At 60.5% G+C, this 22,525-nt stretch carries 21 protein-coding genes and 1 pseudogene; 12 read left to right on the forward strand and 10 right to left on the reverse strand.

The genetic code is table 11. The annotated features are described in order from the left end of the window. Positions 1-92: 92 nt before the first annotated feature. From gpmI to JJ869_RS02215, 6 genes are read left to right on the forward strand one after another with little or no spacing between them, the layout of a single operon-like run. Positions 93-1,610 carry a 2,3-bisphosphoglycerate-independent phosphoglycerate mutase gene (gene gpmI, locus JJ869_RS02190; RefSeq protein ID WP_292264337.1) on the forward strand — a complete coding sequence of 506 codons (1,518 nt, stop codon included), beginning with the start codon at positions 93-95 and terminating at the stop codon, positions 1,608-1,610. Further along, positions 1,607-2,737: a peptidase M23 gene (locus JJ869_RS02195; protein ID WP_292264338.1), complete on the forward strand. Its 1,131-nt coding sequence runs from the start codon at positions 1,607-1,609 to the stop codon at positions 2,735-2,737. Before gpmI ends, JJ869_RS02195 begins: the two co-directional genes overlap by 4 nt. Continuing rightward, positions 2,734-4,071 carry a S41 family peptidase gene (locus tag JJ869_RS02200; RefSeq protein ID WP_292264339.1) on the forward strand — a complete coding sequence of 446 codons (1,338 nt, stop codon included), beginning with the start codon at positions 2,734-2,736 and terminating at the stop codon, positions 4,069-4,071. The genes JJ869_RS02195 and JJ869_RS02200 overlap by 4 nt, the downstream gene beginning before the upstream one ends. 54 nt (positions 4,072-4,125) lie before the next feature. Further along, positions 4,126-4,608 carry an RNA pyrophosphohydrolase gene (locus JJ869_RS02205; RefSeq protein ID WP_292264340.1) on the forward strand — a complete coding sequence of 161 codons (483 nt, stop codon included), beginning with the start codon at positions 4,126-4,128 and terminating at the stop codon, positions 4,606-4,608. After that, on the forward strand, positions 4,608-5,090 hold the full coding sequence (locus tag JJ869_RS02210; protein WP_292264341.1) for a hypothetical protein: 483 nt from the start codon (positions 4,608-4,610) through the stop codon (positions 5,088-5,090). Before JJ869_RS02205 ends, JJ869_RS02210 begins: the two co-directional genes overlap by 1 nt. A 27-nt stretch (positions 5,091-5,117) precedes the next feature. Continuing rightward, positions 5,118-5,975 carry an MBL fold metallo-hydrolase gene (locus JJ869_RS02215; RefSeq protein ID WP_292264342.1) on the forward strand — a complete coding sequence of 286 codons (858 nt, stop codon included), beginning with the start codon at positions 5,118-5,120 and terminating at the stop codon, positions 5,973-5,975. 13 nt (positions 5,976-5,988) lie between these two features. On the opposite strand, the gene JJ869_RS02220 is transcribed toward JJ869_RS02215, so the two are convergent. The 4 genes from JJ869_RS02220 to JJ869_RS02235 all read right to left on the reverse strand — a co-directional run bounded on the left by JJ869_RS02220 (position 5,989) and on the right by JJ869_RS02235 (position 9,787). After that, positions 5,989-6,765 (reverse strand): transglutaminase family protein, encoded by a 777-nt coding sequence (locus JJ869_RS02220; protein WP_292264343.1) that lies wholly within the window; start codon positions 6,763-6,765, stop codon positions 5,989-5,991. A 60-nt stretch (positions 6,766-6,825) separates the two neighbouring features. After that, on the reverse strand, positions 6,826-7,602 hold the full coding sequence (locus JJ869_RS02225) for an NAD(P)H-dependent oxidoreductase (RefSeq protein WP_292264344.1): 777 nt from the start codon (positions 7,600-7,602) through the stop codon (positions 6,826-6,828). Between the two features lie 55 nt (positions 7,603-7,657). Further along, positions 7,658-9,001 (reverse strand): lytic murein transglycosylase, encoded by a 1,344-nt coding sequence (locus JJ869_RS02230; RefSeq protein ID WP_292264345.1) that lies wholly within the window; start codon positions 8,999-9,001, stop codon positions 7,658-7,660. Between the two features lie 78 nt (positions 9,002-9,079). Further along, positions 9,080-9,787, reverse strand: coding sequence for a YafY family protein (locus JJ869_RS02235; RefSeq protein ID WP_292264346.1), 708 nt, complete (start codon positions 9,785-9,787; stop codon positions 9,080-9,082). A gap of 99 nt (positions 9,788-9,886) precedes the next feature. Between JJ869_RS02235 and JJ869_RS02240 the strand changes: the two genes are divergently transcribed. Beyond that, positions 9,887-10,609, forward strand: a complete 723-nt coding sequence (locus JJ869_RS02240; protein ID WP_292264347.1) for a glutathione S-transferase family protein — start codon at positions 9,887-9,889, stop codon at positions 10,607-10,609. 602 nt (positions 10,610-11,211) lie between these two features. After that, on the forward strand, positions 11,212-11,718 hold the full coding sequence (locus JJ869_RS02245; protein WP_292264348.1) for a hypothetical protein: 507 nt from the start codon (positions 11,212-11,214) through the stop codon (positions 11,716-11,718). Positions 11,719-11,741: 23 nt separating this feature from the next. Here JJ869_RS02245 and rnr read toward each other — a convergent pair whose 3' ends face one another. Genes rnr through dapE form a run of 3 tightly spaced genes read right to left on the reverse strand, consistent with a single transcriptional unit; the run spans position 11,742 to position 15,652 of the window. After that, the gene (rnr, locus tag JJ869_RS02250) at positions 11,742-14,030 is read right to left on the reverse strand and encodes a ribonuclease R (protein ID WP_292264349.1); all 2,289 of its coding nucleotides are present in this window, start codon (positions 14,028-14,030) and stop codon (positions 11,742-11,744) included. Between the two features lie 48 nt (positions 14,031-14,078). Beyond that, the gene (locus JJ869_RS02255) at positions 14,079-14,507 is read right to left on the reverse strand and encodes a GNAT family N-acetyltransferase (RefSeq protein WP_292264350.1); all 429 of its coding nucleotides are present in this window, start codon (positions 14,505-14,507) and stop codon (positions 14,079-14,081) included. After that, on the reverse strand, positions 14,504-15,652 hold the full coding sequence (gene dapE, locus JJ869_RS02260; protein ID WP_292264351.1) for a succinyl-diaminopimelate desuccinylase: 1,149 nt from the start codon (positions 15,650-15,652) through the stop codon (positions 14,504-14,506). Before dapE ends, JJ869_RS02255 begins: the two co-directional genes overlap by 4 nt. A 274-nt stretch (positions 15,653-15,926) precedes the next feature. Here dapE and JJ869_RS02265 point away from each other — a divergent pair, with 274 nt between their 5' ends. Continuing rightward, positions 15,927-17,498, forward strand: coding sequence for a Hint domain-containing protein (locus JJ869_RS02265; protein WP_292264352.1), 1,572 nt, complete (start codon positions 15,927-15,929; stop codon positions 17,496-17,498). Then, on the forward strand, positions 17,495-18,574 hold the full coding sequence (locus JJ869_RS02270; protein WP_292264353.1) for a Hint domain-containing protein: 1,080 nt from the start codon (positions 17,495-17,497) through the stop codon (positions 18,572-18,574). The genes JJ869_RS02265 and JJ869_RS02270 overlap by 4 nt, the downstream gene beginning before the upstream one ends. Here JJ869_RS02270 and JJ869_RS02275 read toward each other — a convergent pair. Beyond that, positions 18,571-18,921 (reverse strand): hypothetical protein, encoded by a 351-nt coding sequence (locus JJ869_RS02275; protein WP_292264354.1) that lies wholly within the window; start codon positions 18,919-18,921, stop codon positions 18,571-18,573. The two genes, JJ869_RS02270 and JJ869_RS02275, sit on opposite strands and share 4 nt — an antisense overlap. Before the next feature lie 113 nt (positions 18,922-19,034). On the opposite strand from JJ869_RS02275, the gene JJ869_RS02280 reads away from it, so the two are divergent. After that, entirely contained in the window at positions 19,035-19,430 is a 396-nt protein-coding gene (locus JJ869_RS02280; RefSeq protein ID WP_292264355.1) for a rhodanese-like domain-containing protein, read from the forward strand. Between the two features lie 27 nt (positions 19,431-19,457). Here JJ869_RS02280 and dapD read toward each other — a convergent pair whose 3' ends face one another. Further along, a complete protein-coding gene (gene dapD / locus JJ869_RS02285) occupies positions 19,458-20,285 on the reverse strand; it encodes a 2,3,4,5-tetrahydropyridine-2,6-dicarboxylate N-succinyltransferase (protein ID WP_292264356.1) in 828 nt (275 codons plus the stop codon). A gap of 195 nt (positions 20,286-20,480) precedes the next feature. Here dapD and JJ869_RS02290 point away from each other — a divergent pair, with 195 nt between their 5' ends. After that, on the forward strand, positions 20,481-21,566 hold the full coding sequence (locus JJ869_RS02290; RefSeq protein WP_292264357.1) for a hypothetical protein: 1,086 nt from the start codon (positions 20,481-20,483) through the stop codon (positions 21,564-21,566). A gap of 24 nt (positions 21,567-21,590) precedes the next feature. Here the strand turns inward: JJ869_RS02290 and JJ869_RS02295 are convergent. After that, positions 21,591-22,509: pseudogene (locus tag JJ869_RS02295) on the reverse strand (threonine/serine dehydratase). Positions 22,510-22,525: the final 16 nt, after the last annotated feature.

Genomic DNA, 22,525 nt, shown 5'->3' on the forward strand with positions numbered 1-22,525 from the left:
GGTTCGATCACACAGCCACTGCGCCCTCTCCACATCCCGCGCCACCTCTGCTACACCGCGCGCAAGACCGGGCCGAGCAGAGGACACCGTATATGACCACCCCGAAACCTGTCGTTCTGACCATCCTCGACGGCTGGGGCCTGCGTGACGATCCAACGGCGAATGCGCCAAAACTGGCCAATACGCCGACGATGGATCATCTCATGGCGACCTGCCCGCATGCGACGCTGATCACCCATGGCCCCGATGTGGGCCTGCCCAGCGGGCAGATGGGCAATTCCGAGGTGGGGCATACGAATATCGGCGCGGGCCGGGTGGTGGCAATGGACCTCGGCCAGATCGATCTGGCCATCGAAGACGGCAGCTTTTTCGAGAATGCCGCGATCCGTGATTTTGCCAAGGCAGTCAAAGATGCCGGCGGCCGGGCGCATATCATGGGTGTGGTCTCGGATGGCGGGGTGCATGGCCATATCAACCATATCAAGGCGGCCGTGAAAGCTTTGACGGATCAGGGCGTCGAGGTGGTTCTGCACGCCATCACCGACGGGCGCGACGTGGCGCCGACCTCGGCCAAGGGGTTTATCGACGATCTTGACGCCAGTCTGCCAAAGGGTGCCAGCATCGGAACCGTCATCGGGCGCTACTTTGCCATGGATCGCGACACCCGTTGGGATCGCGTGGAACGGGCCTATAATGCGATGATCCTAGGGCAGGGGAACAGTGCGAACACGGCGGTCCAGGCCGTTTCGGAGGCATACGCCAAAGACCAGAACGACGAATTCATCGAACCCTGTGTGATCGGGGACTACACCGGCCTGAATACAGGCGACGGTTTTTTCTGCCTCAACTTCCGCGCCGACCGGGCGCGCGAAATCCTTGCCGCCATCGGCGATCCCGACTTCGACGATTTCAAGCGGGAGCAGCCAGACCTGTCCGGTTTGCTGGGCATGGTGGACTATTCCAAGGCGCATAATGCCTACATGACAACCGCATACCCGAAGCAGGAGATCCGGAACACGCTGGGCGAATGGGTTGCCAAGCACGGACGCAAACAGTTCCGGCTGGCGGAGACCGAGAAGTATCCGCATGTCACCTTCTTCCTGAACGGCGGGCAGGAGACACCGGAAGAGGGCGAAGACCGCTACATGCCCAAAAGCCCCAACGTGGCGACCTATGATCTGCAACCCGAAATGTCGGCGGATGAGGTGACAGAGAAATTCGTGGCCGCCGTCGAGGCAGGGTATGATCTGATCGTCACCAATTACGCGAACCCCGACATGGTGGGCCATACCGGCGATCTGGACGCCGCGATCAAGGCCTGCGAGGCGGTGGATGCCGGTCTGGGCAAGGTGCTGGCCGCCGTAGAAAAGGCCCGTGGTGCGATGATCGTGACAGCCGATCACGGCAATTGCGAAACCATGGTCGATCCTGAAACCGGCGGGCCGCACACCGCGCATACGACGAACCTTGTGCCTGTGGTGCTTTACGGTGGGCCAGAGGGTGCCACGCTCGCCGATGGGCGGCTGGCCGATCTGGCACCGACCCTGCTGGCGCTGATGGGGCTGCCGCAACCTGACGAGATGACCGGGAAAAGCCTGATCCGCACATGAGGCACCTTGCGCTTCTTTTCTGCCTAATTGGCGTGCCCCTTTCGGCCCAGACCCCGGCCGAGGCTGCGCGCAGCGCGATGGTACAGTTGGAAGACGCAACAGCCCAGCTTGATGCAGCCGAGTCCGCGCGGGATCGGGTACGGGCCCTGACCGAGGCCGTGCACGCGTTCGAGACTGGGCTGGCCGCAATGCGCGATGGGCTGCGGGCGGCGTCGATCCGCGAAACCGAATTGCGCCGCGATCTTGACGCACGCGATACCGAGGTCAGACGCCTGCTTGCGGCGCTGTCGGCGATTGGCCCGGGTGCGGGACCGCTGAACTTTGTGCATCCCGATGGCCCCATCGGGACCGCGCGGGCAGGACTGTTGATGGCGTCGATCACGCCCCCGCTCACCGCTGCGGCATCAGACCTGCGCGCAGATGTGGAAGAGGCAACCGCCCTGCGCCAATTGCAGCAGGACGCTGCGAACACGTTGCAAAATGGGCTGGCCGATATTCAGGCGGCCCGCACTGCGTTAAGTCAGGCGATGGCCGACCGCACGGATCTGCCGCGCAAATTCACCGAAGACCCGGTCAAGACCGCGCTGCTGATCGCAGCTTCTGAAACGTTGGACGGGTTTGCGGCCTGGTTGAGCCAAATCTCTGAGAACGAGGCTGATCTTGATCTGCCCGCCGCCAGCAATCGCAAGGGCCGGTTGCCGCTCCCGGTTACCGGCGAGATCCTGCGCCGGGCGGGCGAGACCGATGCGGCGGGTGTGACGCGACCGGGTGTCCTGATCGCGACCCGGCCTCGCGCACTTGTGACAACACCGGCTGCGGCGACGATCCGCTACCGGGGGCCGCTTCTGGATTACGGATTGGTCAGTATCCTTGAGCCTGAACCTGATATCCTGTTCGTGTTTGCGGGACTCGACACCGTCTTCGGAGAGACCGGTCAGGTGCTGCCAGAGGGCAGCCCGGTCGGTTTGATGGGCGGTCCGGCGGGAGAAACCAACGATATTCAATCACCATCCGGTGAAAGGGCTGGCGAAGCGCTGTCCGAAACGCTCTATATAGAAGTCAGATTGGGCGACACGCCAGAGGACCCCCTAGGGTGGTTCACACAGGATAAGGGAAGGACCGAATGAAGAAAGTAGTCATGGCGGCCATGGGCGGCACACTTGCAGGCATCGTGGCCACGACGCAATTCGTGGGTCCGCTGATCGCGCAGGAAAGCGCGCGCACCACGAATGTGTACGAACAGCTCGACCTGTTCGGGGACATTTTCGAACGCATCCGTGCGCAATATGTCGAAGAAGTGGATGCCGGTGATCTGATTGAAGCGGCCATTGACGGCATGCTGACCTCTCTGGATCCCCATTCCAGCTACCTGTCGCCCGACGATGCCGCAGACATGCGGGTGCAGACGCGTGGGGAATTCGGTGGTCTGGGGATCGAAGTCACCCAGGAAGAAGGCTTTGTGAAGGTCGTATCGCCCATCGACGGCACCCCTGCCGAGGAAGCCGGGATCGAAGCGGGCGACTTCATCACGCATGTGGATGGTGCGTCTGTATTGGGTCTGACGCTGGATGAAGCGGTCGACATGATGCGCGGTCCTGTCGGCTCTGAAATCATCATCACGGTGGTGCGCGAAGGCGAGGCCGAACCGTTCGACGTGTCGATCATTCGCGACACGATCAAACTGACGGCGGTTCGTACCCGCTTGCAAGGTGATGCGGTGGTCCTGCGTGTGACCACGTTCAACGACCAGACCTACGCCAACCTCGAAGAAGGCTTGGCCGAACAGGTCGAAGCGGCGGGTGGCATGGACAATGTCGAAGGCATCGTGCTCGACCTGCGCAACAACCCCGGTGGTCTGCTCAATCAGGCGATCCGCGTCAGCGATGCATTCCTCGAAAAGGGCGAAATCGTCAGCACCCGTGGCCGCAACCCCGAGGATGGTGACCGCTACAACGCCACGCCCGGCGATCTGGCTGACGGCAAGCCGATTGTCGTTCTGATCAACGGCGGCTCGGCGTCTGCATCCGAAATTGTGGCCGGTGCGCTTCAGGATCACCGCCGCGCCATCGTCGTGGGCACCAAGTCCTTCGGCAAAGGCTCGGTTCAGACGGTGATGCCGTTGCGGGGCGATGGTGCGATGCGTCTGACAACGGCACGGTATTACACGCCGTCGGGTCGGTCGATTCAGGCGCTGGGCGTGTCGCCGGACATCGTGGTGGCCCAGCCGCGTCGTCCCGAAGCCAGTGCTGAGGACGAGGAGACAAACGCATTGAGCCGGTCCGAAGCCGATCTGCGCGGCAGCCTCGACAATGACAGCCTGACCGAGGACGAGATTCAGCAGATCGAAGCTGACCGCGCCAAGGCCGAAGCTGCTGCAGCACTGCGTGAAGAGGATTACCAGCTGGCCTATGCCATCGACATCCTCAAGGGCCTGACCGCGCTGCAGCCGTCGAAAGAGTAAGACCATATCGCGGCGCGGGGTGTTCCTGCGCCGCACGTTTACAAAGGCCCCAGAATGACGCCCGAACAGATTGCCAAGCTGCCCTACCGTCCCTGTGTCGGCGTGATGCTGGTCAATCGTGAGGGAAAGGTCTTTGTCGGCCAGCGGCTCGACAACCCCGGCCCGGCTTGGCAAATGCCGCAGGGCGGGGTGGACAAGGGCGAAAGCCCGCGCGACGCGGCGCTGCGCGAGCTGTGGGAAGAAACCGGGGTTCTGGCCTCTCTCGTCAAGGTCGAGGCCGAAACCAAGGACTGGATACCCTACGATCTGCCGCATGATCTTGTCGGCAAGCTCTGGAAGGGGCGTTATCGCGGTCAGGAGCAGAAATGGTTCCTGATGCGCTTTAACGGCACCGACGATCAGGTCGATATCGCGACCGAGCATCAGGAATTCAGCCGGTGGCAGTGGATGGCGCCGGACCAGCTCATCAACAACATCGTGCCGTTCAAGCGGCATGTCTACGAACGGGTGCTGGCGGCCTTCAAGGACCACCTGTGATGAGGTTGGGCGTTGTCCTTGCGGGCCTGCTGATGGCACTGGCGCAACCTGCCCATGCGCTGAGTTGCGCACCGCCGGATATCGCCCGCGACTTTCAGCGGGCCGCGCAATCCGACGACGCCTATATCATCGTCAAAGGCGATCTGTTCTTCGATGAGGCCCAGCTGCCTGACCGCACCGATCTACGCACTTCCCGCAAACGTGACACGAAGGATATCGAAGGCTGGCTGGCCGGATATTCCCTCACCAAGGACGGGTTCACCAAGCGGTTCGAACGCGACGTGATCCTGCGGGTGTCCTGCCTTGGCCCTTGGTGCGGCGGAACAGGGAAAGGCGAGCATCTGGCGTTCCTCAAACAGGAAAAGCTCCAATGGGTTGTGCAGATCAGCCCGTGTCCCGGTATGACATATGCATCACCGACCGCCGAACAGGAGCAGAAGGCGCTGTCCTGTTTCCGCGGCGAAGACTGTAGCGCAGACTGATAAGATCAGTTCGAATGGGAACATGCGATGCTTTGTAAAATCGGTGAGGTCGAAGTCTGGAGACTGCTTGACCTACATGGTCCCTTCATGACGCCCGATGCGCTTTTCCCGACTGCGGGGCCGGATGTTGCCGAGGTGATGGAGAGCCATGTACCCGGCTCGATCTGCAAATCCACAGGCTGCCTGATCCTGCCGATTCAAGGGTTCCTTCTGGTCACTCCGACCCATCGGATTCTCGTCGACAGTTGCGTTGGCAATGATAAAACCGTTCCTGCCTTTCCAGACTGGCACCAGCGGTCAGACGGGCGGTTCTTGGCATCGCTCCATGCGGCGGGTCTGACCGTCGATGACATCGACTACGTATTGTGCACGCACCTGCACACCGACCATGTGGGTTGGAACACGCGGCTCGAGGATGGTCGTTGGGTTCCCACGTTTCCCAAGGCGCGTTACCTCATACCCGCCGCCGACGAAGCGTTCCACAAGGACCGGATGAGCGATCTTTACACCGAAAGCGTCTTGCCTGTGATCGCCGCTCGTCAGGCCGAGATGGTGCAGACGGGGCATATGCTTGGCGATCACGTGACCCTTGTCCCGACGCCGGGGCATACACCGGGTCATGTCTCGGTTCAAATCCGGAGCGGCAGCCGCGAAGCGATCATCACCGGGGATGCCCTGCATTCTGCGGCACAGTGCTGGCATCCGGAATGGCATTTCAAGTTTGATGCAGATGCAAAACAGGCGGTCGAGTCCCGCCGCTTTCTGCTGCAAACTGCGGCTGAGGCAGAGTGCCTTGTGCTTGGAAGCCATTTCACGCTTCCCTCGGTGGGGCGGGTGTTCGCCGAAAAGGACGCGTTTCGCTGGACCGATCTGTCAGAGCTTTGATGGCCCTGCGAGACTAGGCCTGTGTTACAGACACGCTCTGCGCAACAAACTCCGCCTGACCAAAGATGTTGAGGAACGCCACGGCTGCCGCATCCGCACCGACACCGATCCGTGCAATGTCGGCTGACGTCCCCATGCCTGTGGGATCGACAAGGTGCCAGCCGCCGTCCAGATATACCTCTGCCACCGCATGGAAATCAGGCGGGGTCACACCCGGCGCAAAGACGCTGGCAAAGCGCGCGGGGATTGTCGCAGCGCGGGCCAATGTCACCAGCACATGCGCATAATCGCGGCAGATGCCCTGCCGCTGAACAAAGCTGTCCAGAGCGGTGGTCTGCGCGTTGCTGACGCCCGGCACATACTGGAACGACCGCTCGATCCAGTCGCGCATCGCGGTGATCTGTGCGCCGCCTGAAAGATGCCCGAACTCGGCTGCAACGAAGGTCTGGAACTCGTCCGAAGGGCAGTAGCAGGATGGCATCAGGTATCGCACCGTATCACCGGGCAACCGATGCGGAGGCACCGCGTCAAGCAGGCTGAGATCCAAAGACGCGCGGTCGATCCGGACTTCTGCGCGATAATCGCACCGGAAAAGACCATCGGCCCGCAGCCAGATGCGATCGCCCACTCCTTCGTCGGCAGCGACGCGGGCGAAATCGCTGACATCGGAAAAGTCGATTTGCGCATTTTGGACAGGCTGATCCGGCAGATGTGCGGCCTCGATTTGCAGCAGCAGGTCAGTGGGTCTGGACAGCTGGTATTCCAGATGCACGTCGATGTTCAGGATCAAGGGCGCTCTCCCATTGGGCTCTACGCCCTTTAGGCCCGCGCTGTGTCTTGCACAAACACTCTATTCGTCAAACGCGGCCCTGTGACGAATAAATGGGGTGATGGAGGCTCTGTCGCTGCGCAACTGACCCGTTCCGTCGAAATCATCATCCCTATTGAAACGCAGTCTGGGCCGCGTGGAAAACCCGGCCATGATGTCTGTTTGTGCACCCAGCGCTGCGGTCAGGCGGTTGACCAACTGTGTTTCGCGGTCGCCCCGGTGATAGCCATGCACACCATGCACCACGACAGGCTCCAGCACGTCGAACCCCAAGTAGCGCAGGGTATAAGCAGCGGGCCACAACAGAAGGCGAATATCGCCTTCCTTCCCGTTATATGCGCTTTCAGCAGCGTTCGACCCGGTGGTCACACACATCAGCGCTTGTTTGCCCCGGCACATGCCCCTGTCGAACCGGGCGTCGACATCGTGCAGTGCACCATGCTGGGATGCGCGGTCGAACCAGCCTTTCAGGATGGCGGGCGGGGCAAACCACCAAAGTGGGAAGTGCAGGACCATACGGTCGGCTTGCTTGATCTTGTCGACCTCTGCCCCTACGTCTTTCGGAGTTGACCCGGCATCGGCCGCGCGTTCCTGCGCCTTGAGCGGATCAAAGGGCGTGTCCTCGGGCCAGTCCCCATAGTGTGCCGCCCGTTCCACAGGATCGAATCCCATCTGGCACAGATCCGACCGCAGAACCGTGTCACCCTGCGCCAAGGCTGCCGCCTCGGTCGCATCCGACCACGCGCCATTGAATGAGCGCCTGTCGGGATGCGCGAGGACGATCAAGGTTGTTGGCATATCTCGGGCCTTTCGCCGAAGGGGCAGGGATCACACCACCGTTTCGGAGTTCAGCCTAGCGCAGTTTCTTGAGGATGTTCAAAGAGGCGTATCCATCGGGGATATCGCCAATGGACGTTTGGAACGCCCGCACGGCGTTGATGGTCAATGGCCCGATCTTTCCGTCGATCTTCTGGGTGTCAAACCCCTTGGCGCTCAGAAGACGCTGCATTTCGATCCGCTCGTCAAAAGTCAGCGCCCGGTCCTCGCGCGGCCAATCTGACCGGATCGGACCAGCACCAGTGATCCGGTCGCTCAGATGCCCAACCCCGATCACATAGGCGTCGGCGGTGTTGTAGGTTTCGATCACGTCGAAGTTCTTGAAGATCAGAAAGGCGGCCCCCTTGGCACCCGCTGGCAAAAGGACCGAGGCAGACCCATGGTCCGGGACCGCTTTGCCATCCAGATCTACGATCCCGATCTGCGTCCACTCCGAAGGCATGCGCAGGATGTCCCGGTTGGCCAGCGTGTAGTCAAAGCCTTGCGGGATGCGCACCTCGACGCCCCAGGGCATGCCTTTGATCCAGCCGTTCTTCGCAAGGTAATTCGCTGTTGACGCCAGCGCGTCGGCGGGATCGTCCGACCAGATGTCGCGCTTGCCATCGCCGTCGAAATCCACAGCAAGCGATTGATACGAGGTCGGGATGAACTGTGTATGCCCCATCGCCCCGGCCCAACTACCTTTGAAATTCGCAAGGCGCACATCGCCGCTTTGCAGGATCTTCAGGGCTTCGATCAGTTGCTCCTCGAAGAAGTCGCTGCGCCGCGCGTCATAGGCCAAAGTGGCCAAAGACCCGATCACCGGGTTCGACCCCCGGAAGGTGCCATAGGCCGATTCTAGGCCCCAGATCGCAACAATCACATCCTTGTCGACGCCGTATTGTGCTTCGATCCGGTCCAGCAATGCATCGTGTTTGCGCAGCGCCGCCTTGCCATTGTTGACCCTCGCGTCAGACGCGGCACTGTCGAGGTAATCCCAGATCGTCTTGGTAAATTCCGACTGGTTGCGGTCACGGCGGATCACGTCGGCATCGTATTGCACACCGGCGAAGGCAAGGTCGAACACATCGGCCGAAATGCCCTGCCGCAGGGCGCGGGCGCGGAAGCCTTTGATCCAGTCCTCGAACCCGGATTGGGTGGCGGCGGGAACAAGCACTTCGGGTGTCGACGTCACCGCAGGCCGCAAGGCCGGGCGCAGGGAATTGCGCGGTGCGGTGACCGACACCAGCGACACGGCGCTGCGGCTGACTTCGCTGTCGGTGGAGGATCGGCTGGCGGGACGGGTGGTGTCGTCGCCCGTCTGTGCCGGGGCCATGGACCCCGTCATTGCCAATACCGAGGCGATCACCAGATACCGCATGTCTTCAACCCCTGCTGCTCGTGTCCGTTTGCCGGACTTTTCTCAATCCTAGCGCGACCCGGGCTTTTTGCGAAGGGATCAAAAGCGCACCAAGCGGTCTCTTGCCGCTTCATTGAGATTGTCGAGGTAGGTCTTGAGCAACGGCACCCGTCCTGGGCGGAACGAACGGTCGGTCACGTGCAGGTCCGACATGCGATCCAACCGGAACGCCCGGTAGTCATCGCGTGTGAGGCACCACGCCAGCAGACAATGCGATTGATCGAAGAGCATGATGCTCAGCGGTTTCACCTCGCGTTGAGTGGATGCGCCGTTTTTGTCAGTATAGGCAAAGCCGACGATCCGTTCGTCCCAACAGGCCTCGCGCAAGGTGCCTGAATCAATTGCGGGCAGGGCAGGCGGATGGAACCGGTGCGCCACCAGAACCGAATGGCGCAGCCGGTGCGCCTGCCGCTCTGGCAGTCGCGCGCGCAGCTTGGTCAAGGCGCTCCGGGCCGCGTCGGCCAGTGCCGGGTCACCCACAGCGGCCACCTCGCGAAGCCCAAGCACAAGCGCTTCGAGTTCGTCATCCTTGAAACCGAGCGGAGGCAGATGCGCGTCCTCGATCAGGGTGTAGCCAAACCCCGCTTCCCCGTCGATCACGGCGCCAAGTTCGCGCAGCGTGTCGATGTCGCGGTAGAGCGTGCGCGGGGACACGCTGGTCGCATCAGCCAACTGCGCCGCTGTCACAGGGGCGGGCAGATTGCGCAGGGCTTGCATCAATTGGAACAGGCGATGGGTGCGGCTCATATCCCGAGCTTTCTACTATGCCAAACTTTCTACAGCATGCTGACAAAAACTGATAGTGTGCCGCGCTACTTCTGAAGCAGCACTGACTTGGAGACCCAAATGCTCACACTCATCACCTATCCAGAAGGCTTTGACGAACCCAGCCTCAGCCCGTTCTGCGTCAAGTCCATGATCCAGTTGGACATGTCGGGCGAAGACTGGCGGCCCGAATACGCAAATACGCCCTCAGAGGCCCCGATTGGCCGTCTGCCTGCGCTGCGCACACCGGAAGGCGTGATCCCGGAAAGCGGGTTCATCCAGACCTATCTGGAAAAGCGCGGTGCGGAATTCTATCCCGGACTGTCGTCCAAGGACAGGGTGCTGGGTCATGCCCTGATCCGCATGATCGAGGAACATCTGCGCGTCGCTGTTGCGCATGATCGGTGGTTGGATGATCGGTGCTGGGCCAAGCTGGTGCCCTTGGCCTTCGGCAGTATTCCGTCTCCGATGCGCCCCTTCATCGCCAATATGGTGCGGCGGCAGGTGCGGAATGGCCTGAAAGGGCAGGGTTTTGCCCGAATGACAGAGGACCACCGCATGCAATGCGTGACCCCGGACCTTGACTGTCTGACCGACCTGCTTTGGGACAAAAGCTTCCTGCTGGCCGATCATCCGACAGCCCCCGACACGATTGCAGTGCCGGTGCTCAGCATGTTGGCCGGGTTGCCCGCGGATACCGCGATCCGTCGCGCTGTGCGGGGGAATGAAACGCTGATGGGTTATATCCAGCGCGGACGTGCTACGCTCTATCCGAAATTCACCCGTTCCGCCGCTGCCGCGTGACCGTGTGTTTGGTCGTTTGGTTCCAAAAGTGGGCGGCACTTAAGCGCCGCCCATCCTATTTTTCGTTTGAGTCCGTTCAACCGCCGACGCAAAGCCAAACAGACTTCGCTTTCAGTACCCGCTACTTACTTGGGCCAGCCGCGCCAATGAGCGCGGACATGCTCGACGCAACCGAACCGACGACGCCGATAGCGCCTGATCCACAAATGCTTACGCATGCCCTTCTCCTTATGGTGAAGAGGGTTTCACTTGATGCGGCCGGATGTTTGTGGAATACTAGAGGTGCTAGTCGGTAGTTATCCATGGGTATCTGCCCGCGGTTTTTACTGCCTTTATTAGGGGAGCCAGGCCGATTGGTCTGGCTTTTCCCGTTTTAAGGTCTTTCGCGTTGGGCAGCGTCAGCGCGAAAGACCCCGGCCTCTTCTCATACCTACCTCCGTAGTACTACGACGGTTCCCCGTCTGCATACAGAATACTGCAACTGTAGGCCCCGTGCAAGGCTGTGACCCGGGAAAAAGTTCGGTTCTGTATGTTCCGTAATTCAACTCTTGTTGTTTCGGCTTACATCTCGTGATAAGCGTTGTTTACAAGGGGAGATTGCTATGAATGCTATTGGAAAACTTCAGGCTGAGCGTCAAAGGCTGGTGGAGCGACTGGACCAAATTGACAACATATTGCGTCAGTATGAGGAGCTACAGCGTATGGCTGAAAGCTATTTTCTGGCTGATGAGACACCTGAAAATACGTCAATGGCGCGTACCGATTCGGATTCAATGCAGGCCAGCGAAGTTCAGAATTACTACATTCGTAATCGTGTGATGCCGGGCTTTCGTAGGCAAAAGACGCCTATGCAAGAATTTGAAAACATAGTGATTGAAATTCTGTCTGACGCGGATGCCCCGCTTGATCGAAGCGATCTCTATACTGCGTTAACGGAGCGTGACGTGGTAATCGGGAGTCCAGATATGAACTCCGACCTCAACACACTGTCGGCACGTATGTCGCGCATGAAGGAGAAAGTCGTTAATGTAAGCGGCTTTGGATATTGGCTGAAAGATCGAGCCTTTCCGCCCGGAGGATACGACCCGGATGACGAAGTTGAGCCGTAGTACCTACTTGGACTTACTATCCTTCACCCGTTCCGCCGCTGCCGCGTGACCTTGCGCTTGGTCTTGGCGTCTTTCTTCTTGGCCTTGGCCACTTTGCGCTTGGGTCCACCCTTGCCCTTGGGGCGTGTCCCGCGCCCCATGCGGCCTTTGCCGGATCCGCTTGGCAACTCGGCGTCCTGAAGCGTCAGCAGTTCCAGACCTATGCCCCCGGTGACAGGCGCGGCCTCGACCAGTTTCACGGTCACACGCTGGCCCAGACCGATCATCACGCCAGTGTCAGACCCCATCAGAGTCCCGGCGTCGGCGTCGAAATGGAAGTACTCGTTGCCCAGCGACCGGATTGGGATCAGCCCGTCAGCGCCAGTTTCGTCCAGCTTCACGAAGACCCCAAACCGCGCGATGCCGCTGATCCGACCGGTGAATTCGGCCCCGACCCGGTCCGACAGAAAGGCGGCGAGATAGCGGTCGGTGGTATCCCGTTCGGCCATCATCGACCGGCGTTCCGTGTCGCTGATATGCTGCGCGGTGGCTTCAAGTCGGTCGATATCTTCAGGCGACAGCCCGTCATCGCCCCAGCCATGGGCCTTGATCAGGGCGCGGTGAACGATCAGATCGGAATAGCGCCGGATGGGCGATGTGAAATGCGCGTAGTTCTGTAGCGCAAGGCCGAAATGCCCAAAGTTCTCCGGGTTGTAATACGCCTGCGTCATGGACCGTAGCGTGGCGAGGTTGATCAATTCGGCCTCGTCTGATCCTGCCGCATCATGCAGCAGACGATTCAGTTGCGCGGTCTTGAGCACCTGCCCCTTGGCCAGCGTCAGACCCGCTGCCTCGGCAGTTTCGCGAAGCGACTCCATTTTCTCGGGCGGCGGTTCCTCGTGCACCCGGAACAGCAGCGGCGTGCGTTTGGCGATCAGCGTTTCGGCAGCCGATACATTGGCGAGGATCATGAACTCCTCGATGAGCTTGTGGGAATCCAGACGGTCGGCAAAGTTGACCGACTGAACCGTCCCATCCTCGGCAAGCACGATTTTGCGTTCCGGCAGATCAAGGTCCAACGGCTGGCGCCGGTTGCGGGCCTCGCGCAGGGCTGCATAAGCGGCGTAAAGCGGGCGAATGATCTCGGACACAAGCGGCGCAACCTTGTCGTTCGGGTTGCCATCCATGGCAGCCTGAACCTCTTGGTAGTTCAGCGACGCGACCGACCGCATCAACCCGCGCTGAAAGCTGTGGCTGAGCTTGTTGCCATGCGCGTCGATCACCATGCGCACCGCCACACAGGCCCGCGGCACCCCTTCGTGCAGCGAACACAGATCGCCAGACAGACGGTCGGGCAACATCGGCACCACGCGGTCTGGGAAATAGCTGGAATTGCCGCGCTTGCGCGCCTCTTGGTCGAGCGCAGATCCAGAGGTCACGTAATGGGCCACATCCGCGATGGCGACCCAGATCACGTGGCCGCCCTCGTTCTTGGGATCATCGTCGGGGTACGCCAGACACGCATCGTCGCGGTCGCGGGCATCTATCGGATCGATGGTGATCAGCGGCATGTCCCGCATGTCGGTCCGACCCGAAAGGCCGGCCGGTTTCATCGCGTCCGCCTCGGCAATCACGTCGTCGGGGAAACTGTCGGGGATGCCGTGCTGGTGAATCGCGATCAGCGACACCGCGCGCGGGGCAGATGGGTCACCCAGCCGTTCGATGATCCGCGCACGTGGCAGGCCCATGCGCCCGGCGGGTCCGGCCTGTTCCGCCTCGACCAATTCGCCATCCTTGGCCCCGCCCGTCGCGTCTGGCGCAACCATCCATTCCTTGTCCGACCCTTTGTCGATCGGCTTGATCCGCCCGCCTTCCGAGGATTTGGCAAAGATGCCCACCACTTTGCGCGGGTTCGAGCCGATGCGACGGATGAGCCGCGCCTCGTAATTGTGGTCTTCTTCATGCACCACCTGCAGGCGCGCAAGGATACGGTCGCCTTCGCCTAAAGCGGGGTCCGAGGCGCGCGGGATCACGAGGATGATCGGCTCTACCCCTTCGCCGTGCCATTCCAACGCACGGGCATAGAGATCGCCGTCCGGCGTCGGTGCCTTCACTTGCAACACGCTCACGGGCGGCAAACGATCCGGGTCGCGGTAGGTCTTCTTGCGCTTTTCAAGATGACCTTCGGCCTCCAGCTCTTTCAGCAGGCGCTTGAGGTCGATCCGCGCGGCACCTTTGATGCCAAAAGCTTTGGCAATGTCGCGTTTCGCGGTGAGGGTCGGGTTGGCGGCAATCCAGTCGAGAATGTCCGCCTTGGTCGGCAATTTGCTCATACGACTCAGGTAGCACGCGCATCGGGTCGCGTCATGGCGAAAGTCACGTCAGGTGTCGAAGCGGAGCTGCATCATGCGATGACTGATGCCTGCGTCGTCAAACACCTCGCCATAGGCGGTGAAGCCCAGTTTTTCGTAAAAGCCCAATGCATCGATCTGTGCACCAAGGGCAGCACGGGTGATGCCGGGCATGTCCCGCAGGACGCCCAACGTCTCGCGCATCAGGGCTGACCCAATTCCGTTGTCGCGCAACTCACGCAAAACGCAAACGCGCCCAATCTTGCCGGTGTCCCCTTTGACCACGATCCGCGCCGCGCCAACCGGCGTGCCTTTGTCTGTTGCCAGCAAATGAATTGCAGTCGCGTCAAGTTCGTCACGCTCCAATTCGACAGGAACGCTCTGTTCCTGAACGAACACCGTATACCTGATCGCATAGCATTCGGTCGGGTCCGCGACCTTCGAAACCGTCACGGTCATTGCGCGAAATAGTCCTGAAGGATGCGGGTGTAGATCGCCTTGAGCTGCACAATCTGCGCCACCTCAACGCGTTCATCGACCGCATGCATCGTCTTGCCGACAAGGCCGAATTCGACCACCGGGCAATGGTTTTTCACAAACCGCGCGTCCGACGTGCCGCCGGTTGTGGACAGTTCCGGTGTCACACCGGTTTCCGCCTCGACCGCCTTAGCCACGAGATCGGACAGCGGCCCCGGTGGGGTCAGGAATGCCTCGCCTGAAATCTTGATCTTCACCTCGGTCTTTGTGCCGAATTCGGCATCTACCTTGGCGGCTTCGTCGCGGAGCCAGTAAGAAAGGCCCTCTCCTGTGTGGATGTCGTTGAAACGGATGTTGATGCAGGCCCGCGTCTCTGCAGGGATCACGTTCGTTGCCGCATTGCCGGTGTCGATTGTCACCACCGCTAAAGTCGAGGCATCGAAATGGTCAGTCCCGGTGTCCAACTCGTGCGAGGCCAGACGGTCCATCAACCGCGCCACCGCGGGCATCGGGTTCAGGGCGCGGTGCGGATAGGCGGAATGGCCCTGTTTGCCAGTCACCGTGAACCACGCGTTCATCGACCCGCGTCGCCCGATTTTCATCATCTGACCCATGTGATCCGGGCTGGTGGGTTCGCCAACCAGACACACGCTCATCTGCTCATCATGGGTTTCCATCCAGTCGAGCAACGCCATCGTGCCGTCAATCGCACCGCCCTCCTCGTCGCCAGTAATTGTCAGGATCACCGCGCCGTCCGGGGGTGTGTCGCGGACGAAATCCACCGCAGCTGCCGCAAAGGCAGCGACCCCCGATTTCATGTCGGTGGACCCGCGCCCATACATCATACCGTCTTTGATCTCGGCCCCGAAGGGCGGCATCGACCACGCGTCCGGATTACCCAGCGGCACGACATCGGTGTGCCCGTTGAAGCCGAAAGTCCGGGCATGGCCCTTGTCGCCCCAACGGGCAAACAGGTTGGACACCCCACCCCGATCGACGCGGGTGCAAGTGAACCCGGCACCCTCCAGCAAGTCTTGCAGCAAGACCAGCGCGCCACCTTCTTCGGGCGTTACCGAGGGGCAGCGCACAAGCGCTGCGGTCAGGTCTACGGGATCGGTCGGTGTCATCGGATTTGCCCTCTGTTCAGTGCCTGACCTTGGCTAACGTCAACTGCCGGCAGAGGCAAATGTGACGAAAAGGACTCAATTGCCGCCTGTCCTTTTGGTTTCGATGCTATCGAAAGAATGACACATCCACTCTCTTTCGTATTAACTATTGAGCAACAAAGATAAAAATGGCTCGAGGCAGAGCAGCAGTCAGTCCACGGGGTCGGCACGGTGAAAACATCGGTCGATCAGTCATCCGTGTCTGGAACATGCCTTGGGTCTCATCGAGGCAAAAATGGCAACAGGCGCCGAGCTTACATACAATACAGGTGCCAGCGCGCTTGCGATGGCAAACGCGATCTTTGGATCGGGCGTCACAGTTGTGGGCGCCAGCTACAGCGGTGACAGCAGGGCTTCCGCGATCTACAGCAACGGCGATGCCTTGGCTCCGGGTGTCACACCGTCGGATACAGGCGTCATCCTGTCGACCGGACAGGTCACAGCATTTACCCAAAGCAGCGGTGACCCCAACCGCAGCGGGTCGACGACGACGAGCAACTTTGGTCAGAACAACAACCCTGATTTCAACGCGGCCGCCGGGACCAGTACGTTCGACGCCACATATCTCGATATCGACTTTATTCCCGAAAACGACGTGATGACGATGCGCTTCGTCTTCTCGTCCGAGGAATACCCGGAATTCACAAACTCGATCTATCAGGATTTCGTCGGCGTCTGGATCAACGGCCAACAGGTCGACATCGTTGCCGGCGACGGGGATGTTGACCCGGCGAACCTCAACACGACCGCGAACATCAACCTGTTTAAGGACAACACGGGCGACGACTACAACACCGAAATGGACGGGTTTACCGTCACCCTCACGATGACAATGCTGGTCAATCCCGGCGAGGTGAATTCGATCCGGATCGGGATCGCCGATGTGGGTGATGCGAACTACGACTCGAACCTTTTGATCGCCGCGGACTCGGTACAGACCGAACTTGTTGCACGGTCCGACATCGTGAGCATGTTCACGAACCGGACCAAGGTTCTGGATGTCCTCGACAACGACATCAACCTGACCGGCGGTGTCATGTTCATCACGCATATCAACGGTATCGCCGTCAGCGTGGGTGACAGCGTCACGCTGGGCACCGGTCAGGTCGTCACGCTGAACGCCGATGGCACGCTGTCGGTGACCTCGGATGGCGATTTTGAAACTGTCAACTTCACCTATGATGTCGCAAGCAGCACTGGCGAAATCGACACCGGCTTTGTAACGATCGCAACGGTGCCCTGTTTCGTGGCAGGCACTCTGATCGAAACAGAGCTTGGTCCCCGTCGTGTCGAAGACCTGCGCCCGGATGATCTGGTCTGGACGATGGATCACGGCTTGCAACCGCTGCGCTGGAGCGGCCAGCGCACTGTCGCGGCCGTTGGCGCGTTTGCACCCGTGCGTGTGGCGGCAAGAACATTCGGCAACCACGGCGCATTGATGCTGTCGCCTCAGCACCGCATTCTGGTGCGCGATCCTCTGGCGGATCTGGTGTTTGGTACACCCGAAGTGCTTGTCGCCGCCAAGCATCTGGTCAACGGGCGCACCGTACAGACCGTAGAGGGCGGCACCGTCACCTATGTGCATCTGCTGTTCGATCAGCACGAGATCATCCTGTCCAACGGCTTGGCGACCGAAAGTTTCTTGCCCGGTCCACAAACGCTCGACGCCTTTGAAGAGGACATCATCGAAGAGATCGTGAGCCTTTTTCCCGAACTCGATCCCGAAACAGGCCAGGGCTATGGCGTTGCAGGCCGCCAGATCCTCAAGAAACACGAAGCGCAGATGTTGTTCGGAGCCGCCGCATGAGTTGGTTTGCGCTTTTGGATTGCGAAAAGCGCGCGCCATGGCTGCGCGAAGAGGTTGAGGACATCCTTGACCGAAGACCTCGCGCCTGTGTTCCACAAGGGTCGATCGTTCTGGAAACCCGACTGTCCCCGGATGGGCGCCCCCAGACACTTCTCAGCTACAAGCGTGAAGGCACCCAGGTTTGCAGCTTTTCGCTGATGTCCACGCCTCACGGCAGCCTTGTCCTGGTCATTGCCCAAGGCGAAGACGTGGTACACGAGGTGGTCGAGCGCGGTCGCGAGGCGCGGACCGATACGTTGCAGGTGACGATCAGCTGGGACGTAGAAAAACAACTCGGGCGCATGGTCGTCGCACGCCCTGAAACCGAACATGTCCTGATCCAGCACTTTGTCATGAAACGTGCTCCGTTGCTGGCCGACCTCGTCGCACTGGCCCACCCCAAGGGCCTGACAGAGATCGACCCAGATGTGATTTTCGTGGCGCTGTCTACGGACATTGAACCCGTTGGCCCCATGCCGACGCTGGCGCCATCTGTCCCCATCGAAACGGCGCAAGGTGTGCGTCTGGCCATGACGCTACAACAGGGCGACGTGGTGCGTTCGGCAAATGGCAAGCTGGTTCCGGTGCTGCATGCTGTATCGCGCACTGTCCCGGCGCTGGGCTCGTTCCGTCCGGTGCGCTTGCGGGCGCCCTATTTCGGTCTCACGCAGGATGTGGTGGTGTCGCGGCACCAGCGCCTCTTGGTCAGCGGCCCCGAGGTCGAATACCTGTTTGGCCGCGAACAAGTGCTGATCCCCGCTTCGGCTCTGGTCAATGGCTATGCTGGTCACTTCGAACCGGCCCCGCGCTTTGTCACCTATCATCAGGTGCTCTTGCCGCATCATGACGCGGTTCGAATTCCGGATGCCGCCTTGGAAACGCTCTATATCGGCCGGATGCGGCGCGACAAGGCGCTGTATTCGGCGTCAGTGCTCAGCGACCTGTCCCGCGCTCTCCTGCCCGAGCATCACCGTGCCGGATACCAGGTGCTGCGCGCCTTTGAGGCCATCACGCTAGCCGAGGCGCGCGCCGCTTAATCCCGGTCTTCATCGCCGAAATACGGCGTAACCTGTGCCACGATCACGGCGTTTTCATCCAGCGCCTTTTGCATCAGTTCGATCTCATCGGCTTCGATCTCGTGGCCCTGTTCATTGCGCTCTTCCAAGGTGCCGTAGCCGGTCACGTCCAGCGGTGCCATGTCCGCCTGTTTCAGGATCGCCACGGTTTCGCGCACCGCTTCGGCTTCGTCGACGCCGGACGCGTAGCACATCAGCGCCGCCCCCGTGGCTCCTTTGGGCAGGCCATCGCCAGACTTGCGACCGACCTCGACCACAAGGGTGTAAACCGCATGCGGTTTTTTGGGTTTCTTTGGGGTATCGCTCATTCTGCGGCCTGTCTGATCAATGTGCCCCGCATCTGCCACGAAACCCGCTGCGCGTCGAGGGTTGTTGCCGCGCCATTGCTGGTCATACTGCCGGGCAAACAGGGAGGGACGATATGAAATCGGTCAAAGACATGGTGGCAGCCGCGAACGAAGTGGTCGATCACGCGCCCGCATCCGAGATGATGGAGCTGCATGGCCAAGACGGGGTAACTTTTGTCGATCTGCGCGATCCGCGCGAGTTGGAACGTGAAGGTATGATCCCCGGTGCGTTCCACTGCCCGCGCGGCATGCTGGAATTCTGGATCGACCCGGACAGCCCCTATGCCAAGCCGCAGTTACAGACCGGCAATCGGTTCGTCTTCTATTGCGCGTCAGGCTGGCGATCCGCCCTGTCGGCGAAAGTCGCGCAAGAGATGGGGCTTGAGAATGTCAGCCACATCACCGACGGGTTCGGGGGCTGGAGAAAGGCGGGCGGCCCTGTTGGTGAGAAGCCCGCCAAGACAACGTAGGGTGCGTGCTGGCACGCACCGCCGCGATCAATCGCGCAGCAGCTCGTTGATACCGGTCTTGGACCGCGTCCGCTCGTCAACCCGCTTCACGATCACCGCACAATAGAGGTTGATGCCGTTCTTCGACGGCATCGACCCGGCCACCACGACCGAATAGGGCGGCACTTCGCCGTACATCACTTCGCCGGTTTCGCGGTCGACGATCTTGGTCGATTGGCCGATGAAGACGCCCATACCCAGAACCGAACCTTCGCGCACGATGCAGCCCTCGACCACCTCAGACCGCGCCCCGATAAAGCAGTTGTCTTCGATGATGGTCGGACCGGCCTGCATCGGCTCCAGCACGCCGCCGATACCCACGCCACCCGAAAGGTGCACGTTCTTGCCGATCTGCGCGCAGGATCCCACGGTCGCCCATGTGTCGACCATCGTTCCCGAGTCAACATAGGCCCCAAGGTTCACGAAAGACGGCATCAGCACCACACCCGGCGCGATATAGGCCGACTTGCGCACCACACAGTTCGGCACCGCGCGGAAGCCTGCCGTGCGCCACTCGGTGTCGCCCCAGCCCTTGAACTTGCTGTCGACCTTGTCCCACCAGCCGCCGCCCTGCGGGCCGCCGTCCTGCTGTTCCATGTCCTTGATGCGGAAGCCAAGCAGCACGGCCTTCTTGGCCCACTGGTTCACATGCCAGCTGCCATCCTCCTGCTTTTCGGCAACCCGCAAAGACCCGCTGTCCAGCGCGTTCAGCGTATCTTCAATCGCTTCGCGGGTTTCCCCGCCGGTGGACGGTGTGATCGTATCGCGCGCGTCCCACGCGGCTTCGATGGCTGTTTCCAGGCTGGTGATGTCCATGATGGCCTCCTCGCTGTTCGGTCGATGCTCCTTAAGCAATCGCAGGGCTGGGGGCAACGACGCGTTTTGTCGGGTGTCTCAGCAAGGTTCTGGGCCTACCCCAAGCAAGAAAAGCTTGTGCAGTCTCCAATGCGCGGTAATCTGCCAACATTCTTTGTTCAGACTTTTTGCACAAACTAATTTTGAAGGCCAAATATGCCACTTGAGCACCTTACTTGTTCCGTTGGTTTAGGCGGATTGAATTTCCCCAACGATTTGAGGGAAGTCCGCTTTCTCATTGACATGCATCTCTTCGGGAATTCGCGGTTTCGCGATGCGTGTTCGTCAGCTGGCCTGTTGAATATCGACGGGCTTACGCTGCAGACAGATCCGGATCCAACGACTGCAGCAATGACTGGAAGCGCTGTTGTTCAGTTTCAGAACAAGATCATGCGATGGTCAACCGACCGCTGTGACGGCCGAGTCGATCCCAAGGGAAAAACCTGGACCGCTCTGACGGGTGCTGTGGGAGGCGGAAACATTGCTCCCACAGACGTGACATCGGCGCTTCCCGCAATTGGCGATGCGCTTTCCAACGTTGGCTTCAAGGCATTCAATCAGGGCACGTACAAAACCCAAACTCTAGGCTACAAAAGCAAGGGCAAGGACGTCACCATTTCACAGCAGGGCTGTTTTCTGTGCACGATGACGATGGCTGCCACGGGCATTGGTCGACCGACGTCTGTTTGGCCGTCTGGAGTGTTGGCAAAGGACCTTACTCCGGTACATGCAAACGACATTGCCAAGAACAACCAATGCTACACTCCGAATGGGCTAAATCCATTTAAACTTGCGCCGCTGCTTGGCATGAAAATCCGGCGGTTCGGACCAAACGGAGCGAATGACGGGGATGAGCCATTGCCCGCAGATCCGGTGGCACAGGTCGATGGTCATATCGGATCTGGCGGCGTCGTCGCGGCACATGTCGACTACAAAGACAAGCAATCGGACGATTTCACGCGCGGCGATCATTGGGTTTTGATTACCAACAAAGCGTCGGATGGCGCGTTCAGAGGCTACGACGCCTTGGACCCATCAGGCGGTGCGACAATGGGTATGAGCAAGAACCTTGCCGTTAATCCGCGCGAGCTGGGCTACTTTCGCAAATGGCTTGAGGACTACAACTTCAAATACCTCAAGGGATATCTGTTCGGCATACCGTCGCCTGCCTCAACCATTGAAAGGCAGGGGTTTCAGAAGAATTATCGCATGGTTCGCTATTGTCTTTTGTCTCGGTCCTGAAGTGACCCGGCGTTTAGGAGGACGTCATGGAAACTGCGGCTCCGGCGCGATGTTCCCACCACAGACCAGAACCGCCACGCGTTCGCCGGGGGCCGGCACGTAAGCGCCTGACATCAGGGCGGCAAGCGCGGTGGCCCCCGCCGGCTCGACCAATTGCCGGTGCGCGTTCCACAGTGCCTGCTGCGCCTCGATGATCGCGCCATCAGGAACACGCACGCTTTCGACACCGCCATCCTTGGCCAGATCAAAACAGATGTGTCCGATCCGCCGCGCACCCAGTGCATTCGCCGCGACACCCGACACGGCAACATCGACCGGCGCGCCGGTCTCAAGCGCCGCGTGCAGCGCGCACGAGGTCATCGGCTCGACCGCGACAACCTTGCGTCTGTCGCCCAGCCACGCCAGCGCTCCGGCAATCAGCCCTCCGCCCCCCAACCGCAATCAGCACCGTGTCCGCATCCAGACCTTGCCGTTCCCATTCCGACATCACCGTGCCCTGACCAGAGACGGTCAGCGGTGCGTCATAGGCGTGGATCTGCATCGCACCGCTTTCCGATGCTTCGCGTTCGGCCAGTTCAAGCGCGTTGGCATATTCACCGGGCACAACAGTCAGTTCGGCCCCCGTGCGCTGGATCAGCCCGATCTTGGCCGGACCTGCGATCTCGGGCACAAAAATCCGCGCCCTGTGCCCCAACTGGCTGGCCGCAAACGCCACCGCTGCGCCGTGATTGCCCCCGGATGCGGCCACCACACCGGCTTCCGGCACATCCGCCGCCAGCAGCGTGTTGAACGCACCCCGACATTTGAAACTGCCTGTATGCTGCATCTGCTCGAGCTTGAGCGCGATGTCCCGGCCGAAGGCCGCGCTGCTCAGCACCGGCGTTTCCACTATATGGCCGGTGATCCGCGCTTCTGCCGCTTTGATGTCGTCCTGCCATTGCATGGCGTCGCCTCTCTGG

Source organism: Marivita sp., assembly GCF_017643905.1.
Classification (GTDB): Bacteria; Pseudomonadota; Alphaproteobacteria; order Rhodobacterales; family Rhodobacteraceae; genus Marivita.